This window comes from Candidatus Eremiobacteraceae bacterium (genome assembly GCA_036511855.1).
In the GTDB taxonomy this organism is placed as follows: Bacteria; Vulcanimicrobiota; Vulcanimicrobiia; order Eremiobacterales; family Eremiobacteraceae; genus JABCYQ01.
Map to the genome: position 1 here is coordinate 1 of DATCBN010000054.1, position 13671 is coordinate 13671.

At 59.4% G+C, this 13671-nt stretch carries 10 protein-coding genes; 5 read left to right on the forward strand and 5 right to left on the reverse strand.

Annotated elements, in window-relative coordinates; genetic code table 11:
- Nucleotides 1–1357: 1357 nt before the first annotated feature.
- Nucleotides 1358–1522: a hypothetical protein gene (locus VII69_07850; protein ID HEY5095010.1), complete on the forward strand. Its 165-nt coding sequence runs from the start codon at nt 1358–1360 to the stop codon at nt 1520–1522.
- A 994-nt stretch (nt 1523–2516) separates the two neighbouring features.
- Here the strand turns inward: VII69_07850 and VII69_07855 are convergent.
- Complete coding sequence (locus tag VII69_07855; protein ID HEY5095011.1) at nt 2517–3305, reverse strand: hypothetical protein; 789 nt, start codon at nt 3303–3305, stop codon at nt 2517–2519.
- Nucleotides 3306–3330: 25 nt separating this feature from the next.
- On the opposite strand from VII69_07855, the gene VII69_07860 reads away from it, so the two are divergent.
- From VII69_07860 to VII69_07875, 4 genes are all read left to right on the forward strand, one after another.
- The gene (locus tag VII69_07860; GenBank protein HEY5095012.1) at nt 3331–4011 is read left to right on the forward strand and encodes a hypothetical protein; all 681 of its coding nucleotides are present in this window, start codon (nt 3331–3333) and stop codon (nt 4009–4011) included.
- A gap of 1036 nt (nt 4012–5047) precedes the next feature.
- On the forward strand, nt 5048–6358 hold the full coding sequence (locus VII69_07865; GenBank protein ID HEY5095013.1) for a hypothetical protein: 1311 nt from the start codon (nt 5048–5050) through the stop codon (nt 6356–6358).
- A 216-nt stretch (nt 6359–6574) separates the two neighbouring features.
- Nucleotides 6575–7138: an SIS domain-containing protein gene (locus VII69_07870; protein HEY5095014.1), complete on the forward strand. Its 564-nt coding sequence runs from the start codon at nt 6575–6577 to the stop codon at nt 7136–7138.
- 57 nt (nt 7139–7195) lie between these two features.
- On the forward strand, nt 7196–8080 hold the full coding sequence (locus tag VII69_07875; GenBank protein ID HEY5095015.1) for an XrtA system polysaccharide deacetylase: 885 nt from the start codon (nt 7196–7198) through the stop codon (nt 8078–8080).
- Here VII69_07875 and VII69_07880 read toward each other — a convergent pair.
- The 4 genes from VII69_07880 to VII69_07895 form a co-directional block, all read right to left on the reverse strand.
- Nucleotides 8077–9483, reverse strand: coding sequence for a hypothetical protein (locus tag VII69_07880; protein ID HEY5095016.1), 1407 nt, complete (start codon nt 9481–9483; stop codon nt 8077–8079). The two genes, VII69_07875 and VII69_07880, sit on opposite strands and share 4 nt — an antisense overlap.
- A 134-nt stretch (nt 9484–9617) precedes the next feature.
- Nucleotides 9618–11351 carry a polysaccharide biosynthesis C-terminal domain-containing protein gene (locus VII69_07885; GenBank protein HEY5095017.1) on the reverse strand — a complete coding sequence of 578 codons (1734 nt, stop codon included), beginning with the start codon at nt 11349–11351 and terminating at the stop codon, nt 9618–9620.
- 68 nt (nt 11352–11419) lie between these two features.
- On the reverse strand, nt 11420–12901 hold the full coding sequence (locus VII69_07890; protein ID HEY5095018.1) for an exopolysaccharide biosynthesis polyprenyl glycosylphosphotransferase: 1482 nt from the start codon (nt 12899–12901) through the stop codon (nt 11420–11422).
- Nucleotides 12902–13112: 211 nt separating this feature from the next.
- The gene (locus VII69_07895) at nt 13113–13562 is read right to left on the reverse strand and encodes a hypothetical protein (protein HEY5095019.1); all 450 of its coding nucleotides are present in this window, start codon (nt 13560–13562) and stop codon (nt 13113–13115) included.
- Between the last annotated feature and the right edge of the window lie 109 nt (nt 13563–13671).

The following is a 13671-nucleotide window of genomic DNA, read 5'->3' on the forward strand; positions in this document are numbered from 1 at the left end:
CGAAGCGTGCGGCACGGCGATCGAAACACCGTCGAAGCTTACCATCCGGCGACGAATACTTGGACGACCGAGGCATCCATGCCGACGGCGCGGTTCGAGCTAGCCGCGGGCGTGGTAACTGGCAGACTCTATGCTGTCGGCGGCGCTAATAACATCGGCTTCTTGAATGTCAGTCGAGGCATACGATCCGACGACGAATGCCTGGACTGCCAAAGAACATATGCCGACGGCGCGCCAATCATTAACTATTGGCGTTGCAGGCCGCCGACTATATGCGGCCGGCGGCCTTAATAGCGGCGGTTTCTTGAATACCGTCCTTGAATACCGTCGAGGAGTTCGACCCACGGCGCCAATAATCTTGCTGCGCACAGATACATTGTCCTGAAGACCAATTGGCCGATTTGAATTTGTGAGCTACACCGATATCAATTTCAGAAACTAAATTGCCTTGGAATTAATCGACACCCGCGCAGCCAATCTCAGGATCTGCGCTCGACGTTTTTGATGGGGTACGGCTCTGCCCTGCACTATGTCGCGCCAGCGTCGTTCGGACATCCCAAGAGCGACGGCGACTTTTGGCGCACCCAATTTGTTGATTGCGGACTTCGGCGCCTGGTTCGAGCGAAACGATTACTCGGAAAGCGTGGGGCTTTAGATGCAAGGCGCCCGAGATGAAACGTGTAAGAGCTTACTGCGTCTCAAGGCCAACTAGCAACGGGCATTTCAGACCTGGAACATCTCCTGTTGCTCGACAAAGGACCCGAAATATGGGGAGGCGCTCAGCTCAGCCGCACTCGATGTCGTTTTACATGGCCCATCTTGTCTATACTGGGACTCCTTCGGACCGAGGATCGCAGAGAAGTGGTAGTGACGGCCCGCGCGTAGTCGCGCCGCTCCGATTTGACTGCGGATGCGTAACGGTAGAGGCAGATTCGTCGCGAGTCCGTTACTATCTCGACGCTTGCGGGGACGACCACTACAAGCTAGTTAGTTAAGCCATCGTAGGATTCTTGAAATGGGGCGTCGTTAGCCGCCGGGTGGCGATTTCTCGCGCGTTTTATTTCGTGGGCGTTTGAGCTTGCCTCGCGAACAACGTCACGCAGACTTCCGATATCGAACGCGGCCAAGCGATGATTTGAAGGTCAGTAAAACCGATACGGACCGTCTTCAAGTGGCCACGATCAGTTGTACATTCACTCTGCGCCGATTCGCTATCCGATCTGTGCCGACGTCCTGCGATGCGACGTCGTCAACGCGGCACGAAGCACCGCGGCCAGATTGAGACGCTGTTCAAATTGGCCTCGATCAGCCAACTATGAAGCCATTGAGTTCGATATTATCGAGGACGAATTCGCCGGTGTCTGGCCACGAAATCCAGCCGTGCGGCGTTGCGCTCCGTTGTCCGCAATTACTTCCGGCGGAGAACGGCACCAAGTTGCTTGAGCATCACACCGAGCACTTGATCATCACCGCGCGCGAAGAACATCGTGAGTGCGACCTCAACAATGGAACTCTCGCTTAGCCGGTGCGAATAGGCCAGGCTACGAAGGCGTTCGGAGATATCATGGCTCACGTTGACCGACAATTTGCTACGCGACGCTGCGGAGTCGGAACCAGCGTCGTGCTCGGCATACTCCGACGGCTGAGGCGTTCGAATCATTTCGCTCGTTGCGTCACCCGACTGTCCGCTTGCGAGCTGACTTCCTTCGTTTAGCATCTTGACGCCTGCTCAACCCCTTCTGGCATGCACATTCTGCGCATCCCAATCGAGTAATCGGCTGATTATGCAATAAAGATAAGAACGCAGTTATAGAATCGTTCAACGACTACTTCAGTCCACCTCGTCCGCCGATGACGCTCGTTACCGGCCCCGGTGGCACCCCCAGCCCTACCGGCCCCGGTGGCACCCCCAGCCCTACCGGCCCGTGGCTAGCCAGCTCACCGTCCGCAACGCAGCGGGCGAGCCGAGACTAGACTGCCTCGGAATTGGCCCCGCTGTCCCTGGTTTGAAACCCACGCGGCGGCCGGGGTCCCAAAGGGGCTGAACAAGCGACAGAATGAAACCCTACGCAATGCGGAGACTTGCTATTCGGGTATCCTGGCTTCTTGCGGCATTTGCAGTGGCAGCTGCTTTAGCTTGCTCAATATACGTTTCGGTGTCGCAGAGCTATCTTCGGCGGGTTGTGACACTCGGAGATATTTCCCAAGCAGTTGAACCTTCTCGCACTGCCCACTCTATCTTCGATGCTCTCGAAGTTGCGATTGCGGTGGTTTGCTTCGCTGGATTCATAGCGTACTACGCCTCGTATCGAAAAGTCGATTGGCGATTGCTCATCGAATAAATGACAAATTGCTGCAACGCTTTTGTTCGCCGATGCGAGATGCGATGCTTATCCCGGGACCACTGAAGATTGTCGGCTTTGGATAAGAGCCGGACGAAATCATTCGAAGTCGGCTAACTGGAGAGCGTTTCAGGAAACAGTGTTGCCCGGCCGTGGACGCGGCGCGCCCTCATTTCATTCAATGATTTGATTGATCTCAACATCGATGTCCCGTCGGAGGTCAAGCACGTTGAGCGCGATGTTTAGATCGGTATCATCGAAACTTAGCATTTGACCATCTCGTGCGGTGAGCGTGGATCGCGGCCCATTGTCATCGGTCGTTTCGAAAAATGCGCAGTTTACCGCGGGTCCGCCCTGGGCTGATAGGTGTTTTATGCCGGCAGCCCGTGTCTCGTGATCGAAAAGTCCGCGAGAAACCGCCCTCGTGAGGTCGCGGATCGGGCCGACGATTTCGGCACATGTAATGTCTTGAATCCCGAATCTCGTCGCAGTTAAGCGATGACGCAGATAACGAAGCGTTGCCACGTTATCAACCTCAACTAAATCACGGTTGTTCACATCAATTTTGCCAATACGCAGCTTTTCCAGATAGGACGTCGGGATCATTCCAGATCGCGGGGCGGCCTCTATCGGAATATCGTCTGTTGTGCTGGCGTCTTGCCCGACCTCACCAATCTCGCGAAGTGATTCCATGGACATTCGCTTTTTCGGTTTTCTGAAATCCTGGAGCACTTCGATCACCGCGTCTACGCGGGTATCGCAGGTAAATAGGACACGATAAATGTGTTCGCCTGAGACCCGGCGCCTCTCAATCAATTCTTGAAAGATCAAGACGGCATCGACATTTGCTTCCGCACTTCCAAGAACGAGGGCATTCATTGGTTGGCATAGCAAAATCGAAACAGGCATGTCCCATAACGCGGAACGACTCCGCGCCCGCGCCCAACGCACTAGGTTCTTCACGCGTCTTCGGTGTGAGCGATCCCATGTGTTCGCGAGCCCGGAGACCATGCTCGCGCCCGGAGTCCCATCCGCAGCGGTGGCCGATGCGCTCACGCGCGGCGGCGACTGGCCAAAAGACGTCGTCGATGCCACGATGCGCCAACGATACGGCCCAACCGGCTCCTCCTATCATCCGGCTGCGGCCTTCGATGTGTTCGATCTTGCGCCCCAAAAGATCGCGCGAGCGCGCGAGGCGGTGCGCGCGTTCGACGATGCGGCCGCGGAATTGCCCCACGAATCCGCCGGCGTCCGCGCGCTGAAAGCCGACGTCCGCGGCATTCGCGGTATGGTGCGCTTCGATCACAGCGCCGACATGCCGTGGCATGCCGACCGGCCCGCCGAGGCCATGTACGATGCGATCGCCGGCGACGACCGGTTGCCGGCGCCGTTGCGCGCCGCCGCCGGCAACGCTGCGGCGGCGGTGCGCGACCTCGTCCTCGCACACCGTGAGTCTTCGGATTTTGGCCCGTTCAATGCATCGTATACAGACGCGGCGGGCCCCACGGTCCACGCGCCGCTGGCGCGCCGAAGTTTCGACACTTGGGCCGACCGGGGCGTCACCGAAACGCACAATCCTTTTTACGACGAGGTCGACGGACGAGAATTCGCGCGCGCCGTCGGGGGCTACAACGCGGCGCAGGATCGCGCGGGCGACGCGCTGGGATAAGAGCTTCGCGCAAAGGGCCGCTTCCACGGCGGGCGGAAATCCGACCCGACATGAAAACCGTGGCGGACCGCCCCAGACTAATTACGAATATGTTGAGAAGAGTGGCCCTGCTCGAAGATACAATAGCAATTCGGGACTGGGCTTTTTAGTTCTCTTCATATCTTTCGGTAACGCAGCAGTGAGATCGTGAAACAGGCGGTCAAGTGGGCCGAGTACTGGGAAAATAGTAAACGCAAATGCGTCGTGCGCCTTTCCAACAAGGTCCATGCAGAAGTCCGCAGCAATTATCCAATCGGAGGCTTCATGCGACGCAACGAAAGCTCGATAATCGCCTTCTGCACTGTCCGACAAATTTGTGAAAAGGTAATCCATCACGGAACGCGCGCACGATCATCGAGCCGCTCGAAGCGCCCCTTGTTGTCAACGAGGTCAAGACTCAGCTCGCGTTGCCGCAACTCATTGCGGGTCACACCGAGCTCGCTCGAAAGTTGACCGAGGAATGTCTTGAATTCGCGCAATCGCAGCCTTTCGACGTCGGCATTCCGGAGCATCGCTATTGGCTAGCGGCCAGGGTGTTTCGGGCATTGGGCGACGCGAAACGATCGGCCGAGTTTTTTAGATCGCGCCTTTGAGTCGATCGAGCGTGCGGCACGCGACATGGGATCGCCGTCCCAGCGAGACGTCTTCATAAACCTCAGTGCGAGTCGCGAAATTGTTGATGCTCACGAGCTAGATAACTGCCCCGCCTACGTCGGTAGAGAGCAACCGTCCGTCAACCTCGTCTGACGCTCAAAATGCGGTGAATAGCGCATATTTGCCCAATGTAGATGCGCCTTCTTAAATACACGAGGCTCTTGTCATAGTCCCTGCGTGATACCGCTCACGGTCCGTGCGTCTCGTGATTATCATCCGGCAGGCGCGTGATACTGAACATATTAGCGTCTCCTCGCAACGCGATATCATATGACCTAAGACGCTCCATCGCGCGACGTCTTCTTGTGCGGAAAAGACCGCATGTGAGCATTGAGGGGAACATATGAATCAGTCTAAACTTCATCTCGGCGCAGTGGCTATCGCAATCGCCGCGCTTTGGGCGGCCGGTTGCGGCAGCACAAGCGGCGGCGGCGGATCCATCATGCCGCAAGGCGGTTCGTTGGCGGGCATGACACAGGGCGGAACCGTTCATCAGCTGCACGGAACTCATCCCCTGACGATCGCACAAATGCATGTGCTCACACTGCAAGATAATTCCAGTCCGCAAGTTCCCTCGTTCACGTGGACTCAGATGGCACCGTTCGTCGACTGGACATCGGTACAGCCGGGAAGCAACGCCGCCGCAAAAGCAGCCGGCATCAAAACCATGCTGTATACCGACCCGAATCGCGTTTTTGCGCCGATGCCGGAGTACTCCAACGACGAGACCGAGTATGCTCACGACTGTAACAACAGTCGGATCACGATAAAAAACTCAAAGACGCCCACCTATCTGACCCAGCCCACCTCAACAGTTCTTTTGGGGCTCTGGCAGGCGCACGTCGCGTTTTATAATCAAATCGGCAACGCACAGTATGACGCCGTCTTTGAGGACACCCCAATTGTTCGAAATGTTTCCGCGCAGCCGTGCGGATATCTGCAGTCGGCGTGGCTCGCAAACCAAAATAGCATGAATACTGGGTTGGGCTATCCGATCATATTCAACGGACTCGCAAATTTAGCCAACGGATCTAATCAGATGAGTCCGGCGATGGCACTACTGCCGACGAGCATCGGTGGAGACATGGAAGGCTGTTATTCGAACGCCGCCGGCGCTGCGTTGCCGGATCTGAAAGTATGGCATACCTTTGAGAACACCGAGATCCAAGTGCTCGCAGCTGGAAAACTATTCATCTGCCGCGGCTTCGACAATACGCCGGACACTGCGGCCCAGGTTCAACGCCTCTACATGTACGGCTCATTCCTTCTCACCTACGATCCTGCGCTCGCCATCATTTCACCCAAGTTCAAACCCGCGAGCAACGGATTCTATGTCCAGCCGGAAGACCAACTCGTCGCGCTGGACCCGATCATCACGCAACCGTCAAGCATTGACAGCTTGAACCAAGGTACGAACGTTTATGCTCGCCAGTATGCGAGCTGCTACTATGCGGGTCAATCCATCGGCGCGTGCGCGACGGTCGTCAATTCGGACAGACCGACAACGCCGCATCCGATGCCGTTCGCAGGCGTCTATCAGCACACGCTCGTGCTCTCCGGCGGCGACATCCTCGACGGCGGCACGGCGTCCACCGTTGGACCGGCGCCGGCGACGACAATAGCCGGCTCGACCGCGATCATCGAAATCCAGTAATCGAGATCCAGTAGCTGATAATGGGCCGGCGCATGCCGGCCCATTTGCATTTTGCGGACGCGCTTTGTCGGCTCAGCGTAGCTCGAATACGTACTGCCGGCCCTGGATGTCCTCGGGGAAGTTATACAACGCGGCGCAGGATCGCGCGGGAGACGCTTTGGGATAGAAGCCTCACCCAGAGGGCCACTCCCACGCCTGGCGGAAATCCGACCCGACATGAAAACCGTGGCGGATTGCCTCGCGCAACGGCGCGATCTCTTCAGTGGACTGGCTTGCGACCGGCAAGTGAATGAGGCCGTGCAGGCGATCGTCCGCAGCTTCAAGGCAGGCGGGCGCGTGCTGCTGTTCGGCAATGGCGGCAGTGCGGCGCAGGCTCAACATTTCGCGGCCGAATTCTCCGGACGATTCATGCTCGAACGGCCGGCCTGGGCTGGCCTCGCGCTCACCACCGATACAAGCGCGCTCACGGCGATCGCAAACGATTACGGTTACAATGAAGTCTTCGCGCGCCAGTTGCGCGCGCACGGCCGCCCGGGCGATGTCGCGATCGGCCTCACGACGACGGGAGAGTCCGCCAACGTCGTGCATGCGTTTCGCGTTGCGCGTGAATCGAACATCGTCACCGTTGCTTTTTCGGGCAACGGCGGGGGCCGCATCGTCGAGCTCAGCGACATCGCGATCGTCGGTCCTTCGGGACCATCGTGGATGGTGCAAGAAGTGCACCTCGCCCTCGGTCATATCATGTGCGAATTGGTCGAACTCGCGATGACGAGCGTCTAGCCGCCAAGGCGCGCACCGCCGGAGGGCGCCGCAACGTCTGAGCGAAAGCATAGGACGATGGCGCAAAGCGGGCAACTCAACGCGATCTCAGTCGATGTCGAGGACTACTTCCAACCAGAGGCGTTCGCGCGCGACGTGCGGCGGGAGGATTGGCCGTCGTTTCCCTCCCGCGTCGTCGAGAACACGCACCGGATACTGGATGTCTTCGCGCGCCACGACGTGCTCGGCACTTTTTTTGTGCTCGGCTGGGTCGCCGAACGGTTCCCGGATCTCGTCCGCGACATCCGCGCCGCCGGGCATGAGATCGGCTGCCACAGCTATTGGCACCGGCCCATCTATTCGCTGACGCCCGACGAATTCGAGGCCGACACGCGCAAGGCGAAAGCGGCCATCGAAGCCGCCGCCGGAGGCGAGGTCACGTGCTATCGCGCTCCCACCTTCTCCATCACCAAGCGATCGCTGTGGGCGCTCGACGTGCTTGCGTCGTGCGGATTCAAAAGCGACTCGAGCATCTTTCCGATCCACCACGATAATTACGGCATCGTCGGTTCTCCGGTCCGGCCGTACGCCATCCAGTGCGAAAAAAGCGTCATCACGGAATTTCCGATGTCCACGTTCCGGGCGTTGAATTACGATTTTCCCGTCGGAGGCGGCGGCTATCTGCGCATGCTTCCGTTTTGGTTCAACGAATACGGCATGAGGCGCATCATTGAAAATGGCGACCCCGCGATGGTCTACCTACACCCGTGGGAAGTGGACCCCGATCAGCCGCGCATCCACACGCGCTTGCGTTCCCGGCTTCGGCACTACACCAACCTGCGCGGCATGATGCGAAACTTAGAGGCCCTGCTGCGGCGATTTCGCTTCGGCACCATGGGTGACGCGCTTGCCCTGCGGCCGCCCCTCACGCCGTACCGTCCTGGCGAGCTGACGCCGCCCTAGTGCACGTCGCCCGGACATCCGATCTTGGAGATCCACAGCAGGTAGCCTGAGTTCGGCCCGAGCGAGAGCGGGCTTGTCACGGTGGCGCCGCTCGCCACATCGGTGTACGTCTTCTGAGGCAATTTGACGGTGTAAGATGCCGTCGGGCTCGTGTTCACAAGTGCGAGCGCCTGTCTATATTGCCGGTAGTAAGCGAATCTGCCCAAGCCGAGATACGACGGGCCGCCGTACATCTCGGCGCACGGCGGACCGATTTTCGTGGCGTATTGCGGGAAATAGTGCTCTTCGCCGTATTCGCCGTACGGCGCGGCGAAGACGACGGCGGCTTGCTCCTTTACCATCGCGTACGTTGCGAGCGCATAATCGAGCTCAGCGTTCGTGAGCTGGACCTCTTGCCACTCATTGACGTCCATGAAGCCTTTGCGCAAGCTTTGAATGTACGTCGCCCACTGTACCGTGGCGTTGAAATACGAATCGGTGCTGTACTTGCCGTAGTTCGCAAAACCGCTTTCGTCGAGCACGACGTCCAGATCACCGATCACCTGTGTCTCATCGGGGTCGCCAAATGTGAACGCAGCGGGAACGTTATTTCCCCAAATAGCGAGCGGGTGCGGGAGCCCGTGAAGATACGTGCGCGCAGTGGAGAGGAACGTCAGCATCGCGCTGTCCCAAAGCGGATCGACGGTCTTGCCCGAAAACTTCTGCACCCAGCCGCCGGCCGTGATGACGCCACAACCGTGAAGGTTGCCTGCTCCGCCGGTGTCGTTTTTCAGCGAGACTAAATCGAACCCGAGCGCCGAATAGCCATTTTGTTCTGAGTAGCCTCCCACGAGGTTGAGGATGTAATTGACGACATCGGGATTTGAGATGTCAAGCGGCACGCTGTTGACGCCGGAGACATAAGCGATCGTCTTCTGATCGCACTCGTAGAGTATCCAGTCGGGGTGATTGGCTTGCCACCAAGATAGGGGTTGGCCGAGATTGCCGAACAAAGTGAGCGCGGCATCCGTGCCGATGATCTGATACATGCTGATCGCGAGGGTGGGATTGTTCGTGCGCCACGCCTGCACGAGCTCCGGCGAATTCGAACCCCAAATAGCCGAATAGAGAGGACCGTCGGCCGCCGCCTGCTCGGGCGAGATTCCATATTTGTTCTTGTGATTGTCGAAGACTTGCATCGTGAACAGGCCGTTCCACGTGCTTGGGAGATACTTGCTCGGCCGCGGAGGCGTTTGCGTTGGCACAGGTGCGCCCGCGAGCGGCGCCGGTGCGACTCCGCCGTCCGGCCGTTGCGCGCTTGCGCTAGGCAAACCCGGTGCGCCCGCACCGCCGCCGCATGCACCGACCGAAACGGCGATCAACGCGCAAAGGACCAATACGATAAAGGGACGTGTGGCGGCCATATCAATGTCTCCGAAACTGTGCGAGTTTTGTGATTTTGACGCATGCACCGCGCATCCTTGGTGCATCCGCCTTCATCGAATAGGTCTTTTAGAGATCTGGCAGCCGGATTATGAAAAATCATTGTGCCCGCTTGTCACTCTGGTCTCTGCGTGCTGACGCATTCCTCAGGTCGCTTATGCACGCTCAGGCCCACGTAGATGGGCTCCGGGAGGGCACCCTTGCCCGCGGCCTCTCCAAACGTCACCTCGGCGACCAATGTCGGTATGAGCCAGTGGACAGGGGAATTGGACGTGGGTGCGATCCGGAACGGACAACGTGCGAACTCGAGCGGCACAAGTTTTTCGTAGAGAGCGGCCACCGAGCCATTGTCATATCGCGGTTCCGCGTGGCCGGCATAGATCAGGTGGCCGCGATCGAAGACCCCGAGGACCAGCGACCCGATGAGACGCTGCCTTTCGCTCGGGTCGGTCCAACCGCAGATGACGAAGTCCCGGCTTCTTGCATCGGCCGCTGCAAGGGTGCCTCGCGCCACGCTCGGGCTTCCGGAAGACCCGGCATTGGTATTCAGATCATCGAGACCCATCGGGGTTGGTCGAATGGCCCGCAAGACGGTGCGCACATCGGCAAGGGTCGGTATCCACAAATCGACCGGCGATAGATCTGAGTTCTTGCAGAAGTACCAAGTCATCACGGCCGCGGAGTTGAGATACGTGAGCGTCGATGCAAGGGCGGCTCCGTTGATCTGAAAGCGAGGCACCAAGATGAGACACAAGGTCGTCTCAACAACGGCATTCATTATTGACATGTAGAGAAGAAAGATGGGACGGCCTAACTGGAAATTGAAAAATGTCGAAAGGATGCCGCTGCACGACATCGCCGCGATGCCAGGAAGTAGGATTCTAATCGCGTCGCCAGCTCGATGGAAACTTACGCCGAAAAGTACGTCGACGGCCAAGGGCGCGGCGATGAAGGCCACGGTGCTGACCACCACGATGATAGCAAAGCTGGCGCGATTGGATTTCGCGACCGTCCTGGCGGCGACGTCCCGTTCAGCCGCGGCGACCCGCTGGGTCGCCGCTTGGGCGACGGATCGCGATACTTTGAACAGCACCTCGCCTGCAGCGACGGCGACCGAGTAGACGCCGAAGCCGGCCGTTCCGAGCCACGTCAATATCGCGACCGAGTCGATCTTGTTGTTGATGAATCCGAAAATTCCGCCGGCGCTCGCGCGCAACCCGAAGCTGAGCAGCCCCCGCATGATGCTGCCTGTCGAATCGGTCTGCGTGCCGCGCGATTCGCGGTGCGTGCGCACGAGAATCGAGATCGCTATCGCCCAGACGCAGACCACCCATCCCCACATGGCCGGCACGGTGCCGAGTCGGAACACGTACAGCGTAATCACGGCAGCCGCGAAGGTGCCTGCGGCGAAATACAAGCTCTGGACGTTTAACGATTTGATCCAGCCGAGACCGAGAAAAATGGGCCCTTGCCAAGATAGCAGGATAAGCGCGGGCACGGCGGCGGCGAAGAGGAGCGGTGCCGGGTCGGGGCCCTTCAGCCAAACCCAGACGCCGATCGCGGCCCACTCGATGACCGAAAGCGCCGCCAACATAAGACTGAGCGGCTTTACGAGATCGGACAACTTCTTTTGTTGGCGGGTGAGCTCGTAGGTGATCGCCATCCCGAGATTGCCGGTCACGCCGGCGGCGGCGGCCTGCAGCAACTGCAGCGACGCGTATTCGCCCTTACCTGTCGGACCCAGCGCCTTCGCGATCGCGATGCCGGTAAGCACCGCGAAGCCGGATTGGCCGATGCTGAAGGCAAGCGTCCGGATGGAGTCTCTTCCGAGAGACGAGCGTTCGCGCATTATTCATGATGCTCGGTCGTTGCCGACCAAAGCTTGAGCCTCGTCTCAGCGATCGTACGAAACGTCGCTCACTCGGCCCGGCGGAACAGGACTTCAAAACCGGTCTTGAAGATCATCGACAAGTCCATGAACACCGACCAGTTCTCCACGTAGAACAGATCGTAGCTCAACTTCTCACCTTCATCTTCCGGCATGCACACGCGCTTCATGTGCACTTGCGACCAGCCCGTTATACCGGGGCGCACGAGGTGCCGTTCGTCGTAGCGCGGCAGCAGCTTGCGGAATTCTTCAAGGTAGATCGCCCGCTGCGGCCGCGGACCCACGATCGACATTTCGCCGAGGATCACGTTGAACAATTGCGGCAACTCGTCGATGCTGGTCCTTCGCAGAAGAGCGCCGATGCGAGTGGTGCGCGAATCGCCCATGCTCACCCAGGCCGGACCCGAAGCTTCTGCATCGGTGCGCATGGAGCGGAACTTCAACATGTCGAAGAGCGCGCCGTCTCTGCCGACGCGGCTTTGCCGGTACAAGATGGGACTGCCTGAATCGAGCCAGACTGCGAGAGCCGCGAGCGCAAGCACCGGCGATAAGACGATGACCGCGGTGGTGGCGACTGTGAGGTCGAGCAAGCGCTTCAAAAGTTTCGCAGTGGGCGTGCACGACCGCAGTTGCGACGGGACGATGAGCGCCTGCGATCCGTCGATCTGCAACGAGAGCGAGTATGCGTGGCACTGGACGCGCGGCGGAGCGAATGCGACTTTGATGTCGTGGGCCGCGGCGACCGCCAAGAGATGGGGCATGACATGCGGCGGCAGCACCTCGGTGAGCAGCAGCGTGTCGCATCCCCATTCACGGGCCCGCGTGAACCATTCCAATCCTTCGAGTCCCGATGAACCGCCGAACGAAACCGATCCGACCGTCGCATCGATGTCCGGAATGTCGAGCCGGAGAAGAACCGAGCCCTCCGCCATGCCGAGCGATTGGGCGACCGAAGAGATCCGGTCGCCGTTGCCGACGATGGCTATGCGGCGCGGCCGCCTGCGATCGACCGAGTTGCGAACCGAATGAGCCACGGCGCGCGCACCGCCCACGGCGACGAGGGCGAAGCCCAAGGACGCCAGCAGCAGAAGGCGCGATGTGGAGATGCTCGGGAAAAGCGTGAACACCGTGAATTGAGGAAGAACGCCGATGATGAGGGCGAGGACCGTGTAGTACAGCTCGTCTTTCACCGACAAAGCGAACGACCGTTTATACAGCCCGACCAGATTGAAGATGATCAGCCATATCGCGATCAGCACGATCGAGTAGTGGAAAAGCTCGAACTCGAATCGTTCGAATCCCCAGCGGCCCTCGACGGTCCCGCCGGCGACGTAGACGCTGAGCAGCAGCATCGAGATGTCGAGCACGACCAGCGCGAGCTTCCAGCCGCTGGTGTACGCCGCTGCCGGGCGCTGAGCCCGGACGGACCGCGCGCCGCGGATCGAGGTCAACGTCTCCAGCGCCGGACCAAGCGTGGACATTTCGGGTGCTCCCTGAACGTCTGTTGCCATCGTGCTTCTTCCAAATATCGTAGGACCAGGCCGTCTTCCCATCAAGGGGCTTAAGGCCTATGTCGTGGCGCACCGACCGGACCGTATAACGATCCGTACGGAAACCTGCGAACTGTATGACTGCTCGTCACTGTGTTTTGTGTCACACCGCACCCGGCGATTTGGCGTTCATGTTCGTAATATCGACTCACATGCCGCCGCACGGCGCCGGCTAGGGCGTCGGCGACGAGCCCGGCACCGGCATCGCGCTTGGGCTCGGCAGCGGACCGCTTTGCGGCAGCGTGATGACGGGTTTGGTGGGTGTGTACGGAGGGGGTGTGACCGGCGCGTAGGTGGGAGCAGGCGGTGGTGACACGAGATAGACGGGCACGGGCATGTACGGCGGGGGCGACATGTGCACCAAGTCGTCGGTCCGCGTCTTCGTCTTCATGCTCGGGTGCGGCAGCTTCGGAAGCGCGCGCATCGGGCGCGGAGCCGGGCTGAGCATAGGGCCGGGCGTCATCGGCTTCAGCTCGGGAATCCTATTGTATGGCGGCTGGTAGAACGTGGGAGCCGGGAAGAAGAGCGAGAGGTTCAGCGGCCCGCCGAAAAGATAGTACGATGCGATGAGGACCACGCACCCCGACGCTACGGCGAACGCGAACATACGGAGCTTGTTCATGACATCAAATCGCCACGGCCGGCCGCGGAGATCCGATGAGCGAAAACGACGCGTCGACATTGGGCATCGGACCGTCGCCGTAGATCTCATCGAGGCCGAAGGCGCCGAG